Annotated in this window: 16 protein-coding genes and 2 tRNA genes; 1 reads left to right on the top strand and 17 read right to left on the bottom strand. The window is 38.1% G+C overall.

What is annotated here, in order from left to right; all coding sequences use genetic code 11:
• The 4 genes from ACHJH3_RS04815 to ACHJH3_RS04800 form a co-directional block, all read right to left on the bottom strand.
• Positions 1 to 1,130: cache domain-containing protein (locus ACHJH3_RS04815; protein WP_407063805.1), on the bottom strand; the 1,130-nt coding region annotated here is incomplete at its 3' end.
• 260 nt (positions 1,131 to 1,390) lie between these two features.
• Positions 1,391 to 1,465, bottom strand: a tRNA-Met gene (locus ACHJH3_RS04810).
• A gap of 17 nt (positions 1,466 to 1,482) precedes the next feature.
• A tRNA-Gln gene (locus tag ACHJH3_RS04805) sits at positions 1,483 to 1,557 on the bottom strand.
• 174 nt (positions 1,558 to 1,731) lie between these two features.
• The gene (locus tag ACHJH3_RS04800; protein ID WP_407063804.1) at positions 1,732 to 2,421 is read right to left on the bottom strand and encodes an MOSC domain-containing protein; all 690 of its coding nucleotides are present in this window, start codon (positions 2,419 to 2,421) and stop codon (positions 1,732 to 1,734) included.
• Positions 2,422 to 2,649: 228 nt separating this feature from the next.
• On the opposite strand from ACHJH3_RS04800, the gene hcp reads away from it, so the two are divergent.
• Positions 2,650 to 3,984 carry a hydroxylamine reductase gene (gene hcp, locus ACHJH3_RS04795; RefSeq protein ID WP_407063803.1) on the top strand — a complete coding sequence of 445 codons (1,335 nt, stop codon included), beginning with the start codon at positions 2,650 to 2,652 and terminating at the stop codon, positions 3,982 to 3,984.
• 74 nt (positions 3,985 to 4,058) lie between these two features.
• Here the strand turns inward: hcp and ACHJH3_RS04790 are convergent, their stop codons facing one another.
• The 13 genes from ACHJH3_RS04790 to ACHJH3_RS04730 form a co-directional block, all read right to left on the bottom strand.
• Entirely contained in the window at positions 4,059 to 4,751 is a 693-nt protein-coding gene (locus ACHJH3_RS04790) for a DUF4230 domain-containing protein (protein ID WP_407063802.1), read from the bottom strand.
• Between the two features lie 141 nt (positions 4,752 to 4,892).
• Positions 4,893 to 6,104: a threonine ammonia-lyase gene (gene ilvA / locus ACHJH3_RS04785; protein ID WP_407063801.1), complete on the bottom strand. Its 1,212-nt coding sequence runs from the start codon at positions 6,102 to 6,104 to the stop codon at positions 4,893 to 4,895.
• Positions 6,088 to 6,492, bottom strand: a complete 405-nt coding sequence (locus ACHJH3_RS04780; RefSeq protein ID WP_407063800.1) for a CoA-binding protein — start codon at positions 6,490 to 6,492, stop codon at positions 6,088 to 6,090. The genes ilvA and ACHJH3_RS04780 overlap by 17 nt, the downstream gene beginning before the upstream one ends.
• Complete coding sequence (gene trmA, locus ACHJH3_RS04775) at positions 6,479 to 7,594, bottom strand: tRNA (uridine(54)-C5)-methyltransferase TrmA (protein WP_407063799.1); 1,116 nt, start codon at positions 7,592 to 7,594, stop codon at positions 6,479 to 6,481. The genes ACHJH3_RS04780 and trmA overlap by 14 nt, the downstream gene beginning before the upstream one ends.
• Before the next feature lies 1 nt (position 7,595).
• Positions 7,596 to 9,266: a Na+/H+ antiporter NhaC family protein gene (locus ACHJH3_RS04770; protein WP_407063798.1), complete on the bottom strand. Its 1,671-nt coding sequence runs from the start codon at positions 9,264 to 9,266 to the stop codon at positions 7,596 to 7,598.
• A complete protein-coding gene (locus ACHJH3_RS04765) occupies positions 9,267 to 10,013 on the bottom strand; it encodes an SDR family NAD(P)-dependent oxidoreductase (RefSeq protein WP_169941566.1) in 747 nt (248 codons plus the stop codon). It lies immediately after the preceding gene.
• Positions 10,014 to 10,023: 10 nt separating this feature from the next.
• On the bottom strand, positions 10,024 to 11,283 hold the full coding sequence (locus tag ACHJH3_RS04760; RefSeq protein ID WP_407063797.1) for an ankyrin repeat domain-containing protein: 1,260 nt from the start codon (positions 11,281 to 11,283) through the stop codon (positions 10,024 to 10,026).
• Between the two features lie 128 nt (positions 11,284 to 11,411).
• On the bottom strand, positions 11,412 to 11,906 hold the full coding sequence (locus ACHJH3_RS04755) for an HIT family protein (RefSeq protein WP_407063796.1): 495 nt from the start codon (positions 11,904 to 11,906) through the stop codon (positions 11,412 to 11,414).
• Positions 11,906 to 12,691 carry an indole-3-glycerol phosphate synthase TrpC gene (gene trpC / locus ACHJH3_RS04750; RefSeq protein ID WP_407063795.1) on the bottom strand — a complete coding sequence of 262 codons (786 nt, stop codon included), beginning with the start codon at positions 12,689 to 12,691 and terminating at the stop codon, positions 11,906 to 11,908. Before trpC ends, ACHJH3_RS04755 begins: the two co-directional genes overlap by 1 nt.
• A complete protein-coding gene (locus tag ACHJH3_RS04745) occupies positions 12,688 to 13,962 on the bottom strand; it encodes a tetratricopeptide repeat protein (RefSeq protein WP_407063794.1) in 1,275 nt (424 codons plus the stop codon). Before ACHJH3_RS04745 ends, trpC begins: the two co-directional genes overlap by 4 nt.
• Positions 13,938 to 14,309, bottom strand: coding sequence for a YkgJ family cysteine cluster protein (locus ACHJH3_RS04740; RefSeq protein ID WP_407063793.1), 372 nt, complete (start codon positions 14,307 to 14,309; stop codon positions 13,938 to 13,940). The genes ACHJH3_RS04745 and ACHJH3_RS04740 overlap by 25 nt, the downstream gene beginning before the upstream one ends.
• A complete protein-coding gene (locus tag ACHJH3_RS04735) occupies positions 14,306 to 15,001 on the bottom strand; it encodes a tRNA1(Val) (adenine(37)-N6)-methyltransferase (protein ID WP_407063792.1) in 696 nt (231 codons plus the stop codon). The genes ACHJH3_RS04740 and ACHJH3_RS04735 overlap by 4 nt, the downstream gene beginning before the upstream one ends.
• A complete protein-coding gene (locus ACHJH3_RS04730; RefSeq protein ID WP_407063791.1) occupies positions 14,998 to 16,950 on the bottom strand; it encodes a hypothetical protein in 1,953 nt (650 codons plus the stop codon). The genes ACHJH3_RS04735 and ACHJH3_RS04730 overlap by 4 nt, the downstream gene beginning before the upstream one ends.

The raw sequence follows: 16,950 nt of genomic DNA, 5'->3' as shown, positions 1-16,950 counted from the left end.
TCGTTTTCAGAGAGTTTGGCTGATTCTATCTTGCTTATGTTGTCATTTATTAAAGATGCCATTTGACCGAATTCGTCTTTGGTTTTTACGTCTAATTTAGCAGGCTCTTTTATCTCATGGTTTAGGAATTTAAAGAAGGATATTAGTCCTGTTGAGATTAGGTTGAGGGGTTTGAGGAATTTAGATATCGCAAAAACCAAAATTCCAACAATCACTGTGATAAACAGCACAGAAAGAATTGTTTGATTTTTCAAAACCGCATTTAAAGTCTCATCATAATCGCTAAATTCGTTTGAAGAACACACAAGCCAATTAGCAAGATCGTATCTTTTGCAAGCACCTACTTTTCTTACTCCTTCGTATTCAAATTCAAACGCCTTTTCTCCGTATTTTTTAAACCCGCCTTCTAAAATTTCAACCGCCCTTTTTGCCGGTTCAGAATTAGACATGATTAAGTTTTTATTTGTGTTATACACTATCTTTGAACTATCCAAATCAACTAGGCTTAAAACACCCGTATTGCTATCTTTCATCTTTACTAAGGTATCTCCAAGTATAGAAAGATCCACATCAGCTCCGACTACGCCCATAACCTTGCCATTTATGAGAATTTGTTTTACAAAGCTAGAGACTATTTTGTTACTTCCGGGATCCAAATAAGGTTCCGTTGCAAATATCTTATCGGCCTTAGCAACCTTATACCAATCACGACTTCTTGAGTCATATCCATCTTTTTCAAAGCTTAAAATTTCGTATTTTGGCTCCCTTGATCCCTTTTCAAAAAAAGCATTTATAAGCGAACCGTCATCCTCAAACCCTATAAAAAGAGCATCAAGCTTAGCAATGGCTATAAGATCTCCAAAATTTGCCTTCAAAGCCTCTTTGTCCGAGAAAAATTCGGGATTTTTTTGCAAATAATAGATAAAATTCTCTACCGCCTCCACTCTTGAGCTTACATATTCCTCTATAAAAAGCCCTCCTGAAAGAGTAATCGCCTCTTTTGACTTTTCAGATAGTCCTATCATAGCCAGCGTGGTTTGCCTATAGCTCAAAAATGCAAACGTAAGAAAAGATGCGGTAAGCAAAACAAATATAATTGTCGCGATTTTATTTGAAACCCTACTAAACATAAAACAATCTCCCTCCCTTTTGTGATTAGCTTTATTTAAACTTAAAAATAGAATTTTGGGATTATACTATAGAGGTTGTAAAAATTTATTAAAAATAAATTTTTAATTGTTTATCTATTATTTTATTTTAATTTATAATATCTATTTTTGAAAAGCGTTTTGTAAGATTTAATTTTTATATACAATACTTTATTCTTGCAGTATAAGCTAATTCAAATTAAAAGATAAAATAGATTTTTTGATTTAAAAATATAGGAGTTTGGTTGCAGAAGAGGGATTTGAACCCCCGACCTTCGGGTTATGAGCCCGACGAGCTACCACTGCTCTATTCTGCGTCAATATAAGGTTGAATTGGATGGGGTAAGAGGATTCGAACCTCTGAATGTCAGGACCAAAACCTGATGCCTTACCGCTTGGCGATACCCCAATACCAAATAAGAAAACGTGATTATATTCATTTTTTTGTTTTTTGTCAAGATATAAACCGCTAAAATAGCTAAAGTTAAAGTAAAATTATCTATTTAAAAGCCAGACAAAGAGATAATTGTCTAAATTTTCAGCCCAATAGTATTCGCAAGCCAAACGTGATAAACTTAAACTACTAAATTTTATCCATATAAGATGTATCGTAAACACCTTCGATGCGTCTTTTCATATCATCTTGCCAACCTGCGCTTAAAGCCTTTAAATTCATAAATTTATCGACCAAACGAGCATTTTCTTTGGGCGCATAAAATACTCGGTTTACATCAGCCACGCTCATGGAACTACTATCTCTAAAAACTATATCCACACTATCGCCCACTTTGCAAGAACCGGCTTCAAGCACTCTATAATACCAGCCGCTAAGCCCGCTTCTAAAAATTTCTTTTGCTACGCCTGCATTCATCCAGCGTTTTGATAGCTTAAAGCAAGGCTTTCTAGGCTGGCTTACTTCAAGCACAAGCGAGCCTATCTTATGCACATCACCGATAAAAACGTCATTTTCATGGAGTCCTGATATGGTTAAATTTTCTCCCATTGCACCAAATGGCAAATTTGCAAAACCTAAAAACTCACTCCACGCAGGATAATTCTCGTAAGAATTTGCAAATATAGCCTTTTGCTCTCCTCCGTGATGCACCTTATCGGCCACATCATCACCTTTAAAACCAAATTTATCTGCATAAATTTCACCCTCGGTCGCTGTTTTAAATATCGCGCTCTGCCAAATTTTATTAAGCGGATCATTTGAGTTTACATCTCCGTAAGTTTTAACTTCACCTATCAGCAAGGCTTTTACAATTGCCATTTTATACCTTTTATAAAATTTCTTTTGACACCAAATAATCAAAAATAAGCTATGGATAATAACATCTAAAAAGACACTGTTATCCGTCCAGACATTGCTTGCAAACGTTTTGATCGAAATTTGAGCCATTGTTTATTCTCAAAACCACTCGGCGTTGATACGTATCAACACTTAAATTTTGATAATTCAATACAATTTTAGCAAATTTCAACAAAGAAAGGATACAAGATGAGTTCGATAGATCAAAAGATGTTTTGTTACCAGTGCGAGATGAGTGCTCCAAACGGGTGTGGCTCAAAAGGGCAAGATAAAGGAACCTGTGGCAAGGATAGCACAAAGGCTAGACTTCAAGATATGATGATATTTGGGCTTAAAGGCATGAGTGCGTATCGTCACCATGCAAACGAGCTTGGCGCAAACACAAAAAACGTAGATGACGTTATCGCACAGACGCTTTATTTCACGCTTACAAATATGAATTTTAATTTTGAGGAGCATATCGAGCAAATTTTAAAAGTCGGCAAAGCAGGAGTTGAGGTAATGGATCTGCTTTCAGATGCGCACACTAGCACTTACGGCGTGCCAAGTCCCGTTAAAGTCACTCAAAACAGAGCCGAGGGCAAGGCGATCTTAGTTAGCGGACACAACCTTCATATGCTTAAAGAGCTACTTGAGCAGACCAAAGACAAAGGCGTAAATATCTACACTCACTCAGAGATGCTTCCTGCACACGGATATCCTGAGCTACGCAAATATCCGCACCTTAAAGGCAATATCGGCAAGGCTTGGTTTGATCAGACTAAGCTATTTAATGCTTGGCAAGGCGCTATCATAATGAGTACCAACTGCATAGTTCCGCTTCGCTCATCCTGCACATATGCAGATAGGCTCTTTGGATATGATATCGCAGGCACTGACGGCGTAACGCATATTAACGGCAATGATTTTACTCCTGTGATCGAAAAAGCGCTAAGCCTTCCTGATATAAGCGGATTTGATAGCGATGAGATTATAAGCACGGGTCATCATTACAAGGCGATTTTACCTATGGCGGGTGAAATTTTAAAGGCTGTAACAGAGGGCAAAATTCGCCGATTTTTCGTTATAGCAGGTTGTGACGCACCGGGAAAAGACCGCGAATACTACAGAGAACTTGCCGTAAGCTTGCCAAAAGACTGCGTGATACTTACTTCAAGCTGCGGCAAATTTAGATTTAACGACATTGATTTTGGCTTCATCGAAGGCACGCAAATTCCTCGCTATCTTGATCTTGGACAGTGCAACGACAGCAACGGTGCGGTCAAAATCGCTCTAGCTCTTAGCGAAGCTACAGGCATAGCGGTAAACGATCTGCCTATTTCTATCGTGCTTATGTGGATGGAGCAAAAAGCTATCATCATACTCTTTGCACTTTTATATCTTGGAGTTAAAAATATTCACGTGGGACCAAGTCTGCCTGAGTTTATGAACGAGGAAATTTTAAATTTCTTAGTGCAAAATTACAATCTTGGATTAATAAGCGGCGACGCTAAAGCCGATCTTAAAAAATATTTGGGAGAGTAAAATAAAAAAGGAGAGTTAAAACTCTCCTTAAATTTTTAAATTTTAGCCCGCTTCACTAAACCAACGGGCTAAATTCAGGCTACGTTTTGTAGATTTAAGCGTCTGTCAAGCGGCTCGTCATTATCATGGAATTCAAACCTAACCGACCTTGCGCCAAAGCTTTTTGCAATCGCCTCAAGAGTATCGCGAGCCGATTTGTGAATTTTGTTTTGAAGCTCGGAAATTAGCTTAACTGACATCTTCTCAACCTCGTTTCTAGCCTCTGTTATGAGCTTATTTTTATCTTCTTCCGTAAACGTACTTCCAAAAAAGCCGTTTAGCGAATCAGGCAACAAAAACGGTATAAATTTGCCGTTTTTTTCATCATAAAATTTCATATTGGCAATCGAAAATTTATATTTACAAGGCGGCATTACGATAAGATACTCGCCGTTTGCTGTATTTACGATATCCATCTTAGGGCTTGTTAGATCGTAGATGAAATTTATCTCAAATTCAAATATCATCGAAAGCTTCTTTTCACTAACCAGCCAGCGCAGATACTCCTTGCCAAAGCTTCCAAACGCATGATCGGTCTTTGTCACGATCTCTTTGCTATAAACTTGAAATACCGAAAGCTCGCCGATTGATTTTATCTGCGAAATTTCGCTCGTTATATCGCTTTTTATCTCTTTTGACGCTTTTGAAGCCTGCTTATTTACCTTATATATCACGCCAAATACGATCAAAACCAAAATTAGAAGCGCAACTATTACATAATCAACCATATCTTTCTCCTTTTAGCGCGATTTTATCAAAATTTGGTAAAGGGATTGTTAAATTTACCGCCTCATACTTTGTATTTAGATAAAAGCTTGCTTAAATTTGACCGCTTTAAAATCCGTGCGGGTACAATAAACCAAATTTATCTAAAACAGCTGAGTAAATTCAAACCCATGCTCATTTAGAGTGTTTCGCACCATCTCTTGATGCTCTTTGCCCTTAGTTTCAAGCGTGATTGTGATACTTGCATCGCCATAATCAAGACTGGTAGAAAATCTATCATAATCAATCTTGACGATATTTGCATTTGCAGTTTTTAAGCAATCAGTTAGACTCATAAGCGCACCCGGTTTATCAACCAAAGTAACCTTTATCGTCATCTTTCTGGCTGATTTTATAAGACCCTTTTCGATGATGATATTTAACATCTGCACATCGATATTTCCGCCACTTAAGACTATACCGATCTTTGCGTCTTTTTCAAATTTCACTTTTGAGTGAAGCACGCTTGCAACTCCGACCGCCCCTGCGCCTTCAACGATGATCTTTTGATTTTCAAGCAGGAACAAAATCGCATTTGCTATCTCTTCGTCATCAACCTGAACTATATCATCAACGCACTCTAATATATGCGCAAGAGTAACCTCGCTAGCGTCTCTTACGGCAATGCCGTCCGCGATAGTTCGAACGGTTTTTGAATTTTTACTCTTTTTAGCCTTAAAGCTCTCATACATCGCAGGAGCGCCCTTGGCACTTACTCCGATTACTTTGATGTTTGGATTTACCTGCTTAACGCAGCTTGCTATACCGCTTATAAGCCCGCCTCCGCCGACAGGCACTATGATCATATCAAGATCGGCGACTTCATCAAGCATCTCAAGCCCTACCGTGCCCTGCCCAGCCATTACGAATTCGTCGCTAAAAGGGTGTATGAAGCTCATTCCTCGCTCTCTTGCGTATTCGTTTGCGTATTCGTAAGCTTCATCGAAGTTATCGCCCTTTAAAATCACTTGCGCACCAAGAGCCTTTGTGCCTGAAACCTTTAAAAGCGGTGTTGATTCGGGCATTACAATGATGGCTGGCGCACCAAACTCCCTAGCGCATATAGCTACGCCTTGAGCGTGATTGCCCGCACTTGCCGCAACTACGCCCTTTGCACGCTCTTCATCGCTTAAATTTGCTATTTTATTGTATGCGCCTCTTATCTTGTAAGCTCCCGTGCGTTGCAAATTCTCTTTTTTAAGATAAATTTGCGCTCCGCTTAGCAAGCTAAGCTTAGGACTAAACGCAAACGGCGTTTTATAAACAAAGCCGCTTATGGCGCGTTTTGCTTGGATTATTTTATTTAACGATATCATTTTCTAGCCTTTGTAATTCGATTTTTATACACCTATCTTCTACGAAATTCACACCCGCTTCTTTTGCGCGCTCTTTGGCCACTTCGTTTGTTATAGCAAGCTGAAGCCAAAGCGTTTTAGCGCCTACTTTTATCACATCTTCAACAAGAGTGGTTGCAAATTCTCCCTTTCTAAACATCACTACGATGTCGATATCTTCATTTATCTCGCTTAAATTTCTATATACTTTAAAGCCTAAAATTTCACCCTCTTTAGGATAAATAGGGAAAATCCTAAACCCCTCTTTTATCAAAAATTTAGCCACCGCATTGCTAGCCTTGCTCTCATCGGGGCTTAAGCCTACTATGGCTATGTTTTTAGCTGTTTTTAAAATTTCATAAACTTGCACTTCTTCTCCTTAAAAGCACTCCGCACTCTATGTGAGTTGTGTTTGCAAACTGGTCAAATATCGCAAATTTAACCGCCTCGTGGCTTTTATCAAGCTCTTTTAAATTATCTTTTAAAGTTTCGGGATTACAGGATATATAGATGATATTTTCGTAGTTTTTGATGAAATTTATCACGCTCATATCAAGTCCCGCACGAGGCGGATCGACAAGGATGTGAGAGAAATTAAAAGCTTTTAAATTTACGCTTTCTAATCTGCGAAATTCTCGCACGCCGCTAAAAGCCTGCATAAGTTCTTCGCTGCTAACTCTTATAAATTTGATATTTTTAACTTCGTTTAGCTCGCAGTTTTTAAGAGCATTTGAAATCGATTTTTTAGAAATTTCAGTTGCCAAAACTTGATTAAATTCGCTTGCAAGCGGGATAGTGAAATTCCCGTGACCACAATACATCTCAAGTAGATCGTTTGCTCCATGAACGCAGCCTTTGGCCCAAGATATCATCTTTTCGTTTACGGCTCTGTTTGGCTGTATGAAAGCTCCTTCACTAAAGCTAAATTTATACTCCTTGCCCTCTATATAGAGTCTTTCGCTTAAATTTTCATCTCCGCTAACTAGCTTTTGTCCTCTGCTTCTTGCGATTACCGATATGCCAAATTTGTTTGCAAGCTCATCAAATTCGCTCTTTAGCCCATCAAGCTTCTTGTGATACAAAAGCATAGCAAGAAAGCTATCTTTAGTCGAGATAAACTCTATACCAAATAGTTTATGCTTTAAATTGTCGTTTTTTTCGATGAAATTTAAAAGAGGCTGCATTAAATTTGCGATTTTGGCTTCAACCTTCAAACACTCGTCAATTAGCACAAATTTACGCTTATCGCCACGCATATAGTAGCTTAGTTTATCTTTGTCGTGATAGATACCAAATTCAGCCCTACTTCGGTAGTAAGTCGGCGCGGAGGCGAAAAACTCAAATTCACCTCCGTAAAACTCGCTAAATTTTTCTTTTATAAATTTCTTTTTAAACTCAACCTGCTCGTCATAGCTTAAATTTAGAGTGCAACTTCCGCACTCCCCTACAAATTTGCACTCGCTTGCAGTCAAATCAAACCTTTTGCCCTACAAATCTTACCGTTAAAAATACCGCTAAAAACCCAAGCGGAAGCACTATCCACACGCTAAGCCCCAAAGACGCAGGTATATAGCCTACAAGTATGCTTATGGCGCTTACGCTAAGTGCATAGGTCATCTGCGTGCGAACGTGGTCTATGTGGTTACACCCCGCACCCATTGAGGAAAGTATGGTGGTATCTGATATCGGAGAGCAGTGATCGCCAAATATCGCTCCCGTAAGCACGGCTGAAATATTTATGATCATATATGCATGAAGTGCTTCACCCTCAAGTCCGCTGCTGATACCGACGGCATTTGCAAGAGGTATGGCAAGAGGCATCAAAATTCCCATCGTTCCGTAGCTGGTTCCCGTTGAAAACGAGATAAAAGAGCCAAGTATAAATATAGTCGCAGGCAGGATAAATTTAGGCGTGGCGTCTGAAAGCATATCGACAAGATACCTTGACGTGCCAAGCTCTTTGATAACCGAACTTAAAGACCACGCAAGAAGCAAGATAACAATCGTAACTATCATCGTTTTCCAGCCTTTAACCCAAGTCTCAATAGCCTCTTTTACGCCGAAAATTTTTCTATAAACACCAATTAGTATCGCCACTATAGTAGCTAAAAGAGCCGATTGAAAAAGCGCTACTGAAGCATCGGCCGCACCGTAAGTCTCTCTAAGCGTTTCAAAAGTAAGCGGATTTGCAAGAGCCTTTTCAAGAACTTCACCCTCAAGCGCACTAAGCCCGCTAAAATAAAAACTAACAAAAGCGCCTATTATAAGAACCAATATAGGTATAACGGCGTTTGATGTCTGAAGCTTGATGCCTTCTTTTGGCTCAAGAGTCTTATCCTCGATATCAACCATTCTTGATTTGCTTGAATGAAGCTCTCCCGTGCGAGCTCTACGCTCGGCTGCAAGCATGCTTCCGTATTCGCGCCCCATCATTGCCGTACAGACTACAAACAAAAGCATAAAGAGGTTATAAAAGCGATAAGGAATCGTCTCTACAAATATCCCAAACGCGTTTATATCGGTTATTCCGATTAGCTCGTAGCCGTTTTTAATGAGTGAAATTTCAAGTCCGACCCATGTGGATATGATGGCAATTCCTGCTATCGGTGCAGCCGTTGCGTCGATGATAAAAGCAAGCTTTTCTCTTGAGACTTTAAATTTATCGGTTATCGGACGCATGATAGGTCCTACGATAAGGGCGTTTGCATAATCGTCAAAAAAGACAAAAAGCCCCATCACCCAAGTTGAAATTTGAGCTGAAATTCCGGTTTTTGCTTTTTTGCTAAGCCATAAAGCAACAGCCTTTGTGCCTCCCATTTTAGTTACAAGAGCTACCACGCCGCCTATACAAAGCACTTGAAGGATAATGCCTGCGTTCCAGCTATCGGCCATTGAGCCTACTATGCGCTTAACGATATCGACAAATCCCTTTACAAAAGACATTATCACACCGTTATTCATAACGCTTAGCAGATAAGTTCCGCTAAATACACCTATAAAAAGCGATAAGATAACATCTTTGGTGATAAATGCAAGCACTATCGCCACAACGGGTGGGATAAGTGTAAATACACCGAATAATTCGGCATTTTTTGCAGGATCTGCAAACATCAATACAGGTAAAAATAAAGTTAAATATCTCATCTACTCCCTTTCAAAAGCAAATCCCGCCCAAGTCTGCGTCGTCGCCATAACTTCAAGCGAATTTATATTTACGTGTTTTGGTAAATTTATACAATCAACTATAATACGCGCGATATCTTCGGATGTGATAAACTGGGTCTTGTCATATACCGCATCTGCTTTTGCGCTATCTCCTTTAAATCTAACAAGGCTAAATTCGGTCTTTGCGATACCGGGCGCGATTTGCGTAACGCGAATTCCCGTACCTTGCAGATCGTTTCTAAGATTAAAGCTAAACTGCTTCACAAACGCCTTTGTGCCGCCATAGACATTTCCGCCTGGATATGGCCACTCGCCGGCAACCGAGCCTAAGTTTATGATATAGCCGCTTTTGCGAGCCGTCATTATCGGTAAAACAGCCTTGGTTACATATAAAAGCCCTTTGATATTTGTATCTATCATCGTTTCAAAGTCTTCGATACTTGCTTCGTTTGTTTTTTCTTGTCCAAGCGCAAGCCCTGCGTTATTTACGAGAATTTCTATGTCTTTGAAATTCTCCGGCAAATTTGCAACTTCACTGAAAATTTTCTCTTTGTCTCTTATGTCGGCTGCTATGATATGAGTATTGCCAAGCTCGGCAGCAAGTCGTTTGAGCCTATCTTCGCGGCGTCCTAAAAGTATGAGCTTATAGCCCTCTTTAGCAAGCGCTCTTGCCGTAGCTTCACCAAAGCCCGATGTTGCTCCCGTGATAAAAGCGGTCTGTTTCACTCTCTCCTCCTTATCTATTTTCTAAATTTGAACTTAAGCCAATTGAGTTAAGATACTGTAAATTTATATCTTTTTTTCCCATTCTGGCATAATCAAATGCGTTAAATCCAGCATCGTCAATCGCGTCCGTATCTACGCCATTTTCAACCAAAAACTCCAAAATTTCAACATCGCTATTGGCAGCAGCTTCCATAAAGATAGTCCTTGAAGTATGTTCAAAATCACAAAGCTTTATGTAGCTTGGCACCGCTTCGCCCAAATTTGATATATAGGCGAGTTTAGTGTTTAAATCAATGGTTTTAGCGTTGATATCGGCTCTATTTTCAACAAGAAATTTAACCGCCTCAAAATCATTTAGCCTAACAGCCATAAAAAGCGGAGTTTGTCCGAGTAAATTTTTATAATTAACGTCCGCGCCGTTTTTGAGTAAAAATTTAGCGTTGTTTAAATTCTTAAGAGAAAAAAACAATGAATTCTCATATCCCAAATTAAGCTCAGCTCCAATTTTTATAAATTCGCTTAAAATTTCCTCGTTTTTTTCGTAAAGAAGCGCCGTATAAAAAGCGCTTTGAAGCAGCTCTTTAGAAATTTTGCCCGAATATATCAACTCATTTATCTCGTATTTTGAAAACTTAGGATCTATAACTCGCTTATCTATCTCGCTTATATCAAGTCTTGTCGCATCATTTTGTCGCTCTTTTGAATTAACGGCAAATTTTAAAAACTCGTTTGCAACCTTTGTCGCATAGTAAATCGCACTTCCTTCATCCATAGTAAAGTTATTCGTGTAGTGTTTTACAAGCGGATCAAGAGCTAGGTTGTAGGTTTTATTAAACTCTTTAAATAGCAAAAAATTTGATATGCTCTGATGACCCCAGTAGCGCAAATACGCTCTATCCCGCTCTTGGATGGCTTCATAAATCAAAGGCTCATCAAGACTTTTTGCATACATTTCAGGAGAAATTCCCGCTTTAAGCAAGGTAAATTTAAACTTATTTAAGTTTTTCTCAGCGATAATACCTACGCAAAGGCGGCTTTCCGAGCGAATTTTAACCGCCAAATCCATAAGTTCGTTTACAGCAGGAATATTTAAAAGAGAATTTGCACACCCGTAATCAATGCTGTTTAAATCAGGGTTGTTTGGATTAAAATTCGGGCTAAAAATTTGAGTTTTATTAGCTAAAATTTCATCACAATCAAGTTTTGAGTCGTCATAAATTCCGGCAAATCCAATACAAGCAAACAAAAATAGTAGCCAAAGAATTTTCATTGCAAACCTTATATTTCAAATTCATTTATTTTACTCAAAAAAATATTTATTAAATATGAAATATGGCTATTTTAATGAAAATTCTCTCAAAATTTTAAAATTTGGAACATAAAAAAGTAAAAATTTGGCTAACGCAAACTTAAAATTTCGTCAAAAGCCTTTTTTAACTTTTCAAAAAGCGGATGAAAAGGAACTCCATTTACTCTCAAATCGGCAATCGTCGTGATAAAATTCGTATCCCTCTCCCAGCGAGGCACTAAATGATAATGCACGTGCTCGGCAATTCCCGCACCTGCGGCTTTGCCCAAATTCATACCGATATTTACACCCGTAGCTCTTAACTCGCGCTTTAAAATCACAACGCCCTCTCTTACAAAAAGGCTCATCTCAAGCCAAGTCTTTTCGTCCAAGTCCTCGATCTTATCGACATGAGCGTAAGGTATGACCATAAAATGACCAGGGCTATAAGGGTATAAATTCATAATACCAAAGCAGTGCTTGGCACGAAACAAAACACCTGTCTTATCATCGTTTTCAGGATGATTGATAACCTCACAAAATACGCATTCAGCGCTTTTTGTATTAAAATACTCGCTTCTCCAAGGCGCACAAAGATGCTCCATCATCCCTCCTTTATATCTTTTACGGCTTTTACAAGATCATTCTTGCGCATAAAATGCTCGCCTATCAAAAAGGCATCAACACCGATTTTATTTAAATTTTCAAGCTGGCTATGCTCGTAAAGTCCGCTTTCGGCTACTATTATTTTTGACTTAGGTATAAGCGGCACAAGGCTTTCACACAAACTCATATCCATCTCAAAACTTTGCAAATTTCTATGATTTATACCGATGATATTAGCTCCTGCAAGTATAGCCTTCGTGATATCTTCCTTGTCGTGAGCCTCGACAAGCACTTCAAGCCCTAAATGATGAGCGTATTCAAGAAGTTCTTTTAGCTCTTTTAAACTCAATGCCTTTGCTATAAGCAGGATAAAATCGGCTCCATAAACAAGAGCTTCTAAAATTTGGTATTTATCGATTATGAAATCTTTTCTAAGCAACGGCACGCTTACGTATCTACGAATTTGAGTGATAAATTCCAAATTTCCTTTAAAATAATGAGGCTCGGTTAAAACCGATATCGCGTTTGCTCCGCCGCTTTCATAATCCTTAGCTATAAAAATAGGCTCAAATTCTTCTCTTATGATGCCTTTGCTAGGGCTTGCTTTTTTTACTTCGGCTATTATTTTAAAAGGATCTTTCTCGTCTGATTTAAGAGCGGGCAGGACATCTCTAGGCACATAAGGATTGTAAGCAAGACTTCTTCCAAGCCACTCCTCAGGATACTTCGCCTTTTTCTCCTTTAAATCCTCTTTGGTGCGTCTTATGATCTCATCAAGTATCACTTCGCGTCCTTTTGCGCTTGGTTTTTACTTAAGCACTCCTTGATAAGTCTTATATGCTCTTTTGCTTCGGTTGAATTTACGAATTCATCATCGTGCAGTGTTTTACTCATAACCTCATCGGCTCTTTTGCACTCTCCTAGCTTATAAAGTCCCCACGCAAGAGAGTCAAGATAATATACCGAATTTGGCTCTTTAATCAAAGCTTTTTCAACCAGCTCTACACCCTTTTTAACATCCACATCGTGATCTATAAGCAAGTATCCGTAGTAGTTTAAATATATCGGATCATCAAGCTTGAGGGCTGATTTTTCAAAGTTATGAATAATCTCCTTTAAACTCTCTTTGCTTAAATTTTTAGCATCTCTTTCATACTGATATACAGCCATTTTGGCTTGATAGTCAAGGTTAAAGCTTTTATCAAAAAGCTCTTTAGCCTTATTGTAAGCCTTGTCATACTCGCCCATTATCGCCCACATTTCCATTAGCAAATTATCATTATGGTTGTATTTTTGCAAAAATTTAGCCGCACCCTCATAGTTTTTTTGATAAGCAAACACGCCTACTGCTTTGTTAAGATACTCTTTTTCCTTAGTAGTCTTATAAAGATCCTCATAAATTTCTACGGTATCGTTTATCTTGCCCGTTTGCATATATAGATCAATAAGCGTTAGGCATACATGCACACTACAGCCGTTAATGCGCCTTGATGTTTCAAGATAGCTTAGTGCCTCTTCTTTTTTGCCCATTTTGTTGTAAAGAAATTCTACCATTCTAAGCAAATTTTCATCGCTTTTGTCTTTTTCATATACGATTTTAAACTGCTCTAGCGCCTCTTCGTTATTATTTTGCATTGACAAGATAGTGCCTAGCATTATGTGGTTGCGAGATTTGCTCTCCTTTTTTACGAGACTTTCCATCACCTTTCTAGCCTCATCAAGCCTATTTGTATTCATAAGACTTGCGCCTTTTATACGAAGAAAGTCGGTGTCGTCTTTTAAATTTTTCTCCGCAAGCTGCATAATGCTATCAAATTCCGCACTATTAGTAAAAAATGCAAATTTAAGCGCCTCTTTTAGATAAGCGGGCTTTTTAGTCTCCTCATAAAGCTTCTTGTAAATAGCCATCGCCTCGTCATGTTTAGCGTTATCAACAGCCATTAAAGCTTCTAATATATAAAGATTTTCATCTATCTTTATCTTCTCATTTGCAAAGCAAAAGCAAGAGATAAATAGCGCAAGCACAACTCTTACAAACGCTTTATTCCTATACATTCTCCCTCCAATTCCTCAAAATGAGTCTTAAAATAATCCCAAAACGGAAAACTTACGCACTGCTTTGGGCGAAATTCATAAACAGAACAGTTTTGCTTAACCTCATCAAAAAAGACGCAGGCAAAGCCGTCTTTATAAATTTTTTCTTTGATACTGAATTTATATCCGTGTTTTTCTAAAAATTTATCCTTAAATTCCTCTACGCTTAAATCCAAAAATCCTGCCAGAGCTTCTATCTCGGCGCTATTTATCCATATATAGCCGCTTTCTCCCGTGCAACATTTACCTCCGCATTCATCACACTTTGTAAAGTCGAATTCATACTCAAAGCCGCTTTGGCGAATCATATCTCGCAACTTTGACTAAAAGTGCCTGCGCGAGTAAAAATTTCACTTGCTTCTTTTGTATATCTTTCACCTTCAAGAATAAATATCGGCGGTAAAATTTTAACTAAAGCTTTTGAATTTTTTTTAGCTTCTATGATAACCAAACTTGCCTCTTTGTTTGCTTTTGGATGGACAAATTTTATGCGGGTCGGGTTAAATTTATACATTTTTAAAAGAGTTAAAATTTCGCTAAGCCGCTTAGCATCATAACAAAACACAAAAGCTCCGCTTGGCTTCATAATCGAATTTACCGATTTTATAAGCTTTTCAAGAGGCAAAAATTCACTATATCTACTTATTTTGATATGCTCGTTTTCACTCTTCTTAGCTCCGTCGTGATAGTAAGGCGGGTTTGAGATAACAAAATCATATCTCTTCTGGCACTCAAAATTAGTAAAATCAGCCGTTATGAAGCTAGCTTTTAAGCCGTTTTCATCGGCGTTTTGTTTGGCAATTTTTATATTTACCTCTTGCATATCAAGCATATCAAGATCAATAGCTTCAAAATCGCGCTTAAGAAGCAGTCCAAGCACTCCACATCCGCATCCGACCTCAAGCACGCTACCTTTTAAGCCTTCCTCGCAGATAAAGCCGTAAAGCATCATCGTATCGCTGTTGTATCTGTAGCCTACTCTTGGTTGGACGATCTTCATCTATAAACCTTGATGACAAAGCCTTGTTTTGTGGAAGAAGTTATGATTTCGCTGCTATAAGATATGCGAGAAAAATCTCCAAATTCATCTCGTATGAGGTTGCCTGCGGTTTTTGCACGCTCTCTTCCTATGCCGAAATTTGCGTAGGTATTTATGCGCTCAAGCTCATTTTTAGGCACGAGCTTGGCAATCTTGGAGGTTGCGATAAAATTTCCCTGACTTACTATAGGAGTTATCTCAAAATAATAATTTGAATTATATTTTTGCAAAAACTCGGTAACTTTATTTATGCAAGTTATGGTAGGCTTATCCGATCCCACACCCATATCATCGCACTCTACCGAAGCTATAAATACGACTTTTTTAGGCACTTCGCTCTTAAAATTCAGCTGTATTATCTTTCTTAAATTTTCATTTTCGTTACTTAGATACTCGCTATCTTCAAGAACCTGCGCGATCTGTTTTTTTGTCTGTTCAAGCTCGTTTTTTATAGCTACGTGATTTTTACCTATTGCGGCTAAATTTTTTAGCTCTTTGGCCTCTTTGATAAGCCTTGAGTTTTCTTCGTTTTTAGCCTCTATTTGAGATTTAAAATTTTGCTTAAACTCTTCAAATTTATCACTTAACTCTTTGATCTGAGAATCTTTTTTAGCTATCTTTTCATCGAATTCATCAGATATTTTTTTATACTCTTGCATAGCTTTTTGGGCGTTTGCTACCTGCTCTTTGGCATCTTTATCTATTTGGATATTGCTTTGGATCAGTAAAGTTATCTTATCGTTTAAGATTTTATAGTTTTTAATGTCTTTTTTATTGTTTAAAATTTCCTCTTCAAGCCGTTCGCTAGTTTCTCTAAGCTGCTCTTTAAGATAAGTTATATTTGATTCATCGGCTTCAAGCTGCTGGGATTTTTTTATATTCTGCTCGCTTAAGTCTTTTACGGTAGCTTCAAGTTCGTTTTTTAAGGCAGAGCTTTCAATAACGCTCCTTTCAAGCTCCATCTTTAGCCTCTCAACTTCGTTTTTATAAAGAGAAGACATGCTTAAAATATCTTTTTCAAGATTTGATTTTTCTTTTTCAAATTTTGCTTTTACATTCTTGATTTGAGAATTTAACTCATCGTTTTGAGCTTTAAATTTAGCATTTTCTTCGCTTATTTTTCTTAGCCTATCGTTTGTATCGTTGGTTTTTTCTTGATAATCGCCCGAGAGCTTTTTTAGTTTCTCATTAGCCAAGTCGGCATCTTTTTTGATAGCTAAAATTTCATCGTCTTTTTGCTTTATGATCTTTTCAAAATCCTCTTTTTTGGCTTCCAAGTCCGATTTAAGCTTGTTAAGTTCGTCTTGGTTTAAATTCTTAGCTTTTAAAACAGCCGCTTCTTGCTCACTAATAACTCTTTTAAGCTCTGATTCTTTAAGATTAATAGTATCTTTTAGCTTGCCGTTTTCATCTTTCAGCTTTGAAATTTCAGCCTTTGCACCTTTTATCTCGGCTTGCAAATTTGCTCTTATACGCTCAAATTCACTCTTTGAGGCAATAGGCTTATCGCTAACTGCCGTAGTGTTGGTGTCAGCTCTGCCAAGCTGTTCTTTTAGGCTATCGACTTCATTTTGAAGTTCGGTTATACGAGTTGCCGCTATTCTTGAATTTTGCATACTTTGCATCTGAGCATCTCTTAGCTCTTTTTCAAGATCATCGATCTCTTGGGCGTATTGATCTATAAGTCTTCTACTATCTTTTGAATTTGCAAGCTCGTCTTTTCTTACATATTTAGCCTGCTCATCCTTTGGAAGCTCCTCAAAACTATGAACCTTTATCACCACCTCTTTTTGTTCGCTAATTTTAGAAGTGGAATTCTTTTGCAAATTTAGATACAAAAAATACCCGCTTGTAGTAACAAGCGCACCGAGTATAAAAAAAGATAGCGAATTTAAAAAAGACTGCTTCAA

The sequence above is a fragment of the Campylobacter canis genome (genome assembly GCF_045504005.1).
Classification (GTDB): domain Bacteria; phylum Campylobacterota; class Campylobacteria; order Campylobacterales; family Campylobacteraceae; genus Campylobacter_A; species Campylobacter_A canis.
The sequence above is the reverse complement of the archived record's forward strand: the minus strand, read 5'-3'. Positions and strand labels throughout refer to the sequence as shown.

Excerpts from the sequence above, each read along its gene's own strand:
- ACHJH3_RS04745 (WP_407063794.1), bottom strand. The coding sequence starts at position 13,962 with ATGTATAGGAATAAAGCGTTTGTAAGAGTTGTGCTTGCGCTATTTATC.
- ilvA (WP_407063801.1), bottom strand. The coding sequence starts at position 6,104 with ATGATATCGTTAAATAAAATAATCCAAGCAAAACGCGCCATAAGCGGC.
- ACHJH3_RS04740 (WP_407063793.1), bottom strand. The coding sequence starts at position 14,309 with ATGATTCGCCAAAGCGGCTTTGAGTATGAATTCGACTTTACAAAGTGT.
- ACHJH3_RS04760 (WP_407063797.1), bottom strand. The coding sequence starts at position 11,283 with ATGAAAATTCTTTGGCTACTATTTTTGTTTGCTTGTATTGGATTTGCC.
- ACHJH3_RS04770 (WP_407063798.1), bottom strand. The coding sequence starts at position 9,266 with ATGAGATATTTAACTTTATTTTTACCTGTATTGATGTTTGCAGATCCT.
- ACHJH3_RS04735 (WP_407063792.1), bottom strand. The coding sequence starts at position 15,001 with ATGAAGATCGTCCAACCAAGAGTAGGCTACAGATACAACAGCGATACG.
- ACHJH3_RS04790 (WP_407063802.1), bottom strand. The coding sequence starts at position 4,751 with ATGGTTGATTATGTAATAGTTGCGCTTCTAATTTTGGTTTTGATCGTA.
- ACHJH3_RS04755 (WP_407063796.1), bottom strand. The coding sequence starts at position 11,906 with ATGGAGCATCTTTGTGCGCCTTGGAGAAGCGAGTATTTTAATACAAAA.
- ACHJH3_RS04800 (WP_407063804.1), bottom strand. The coding sequence starts at position 2,421 with ATGGCAATTGTAAAAGCCTTGCTGATAGGTGAAGTTAAAACTTACGGA.
- hcp (WP_407063803.1), top strand. The coding sequence starts at position 2,650 with ATGAGTTCGATAGATCAAAAGATGTTTTGTTACCAGTGCGAGATGAGT.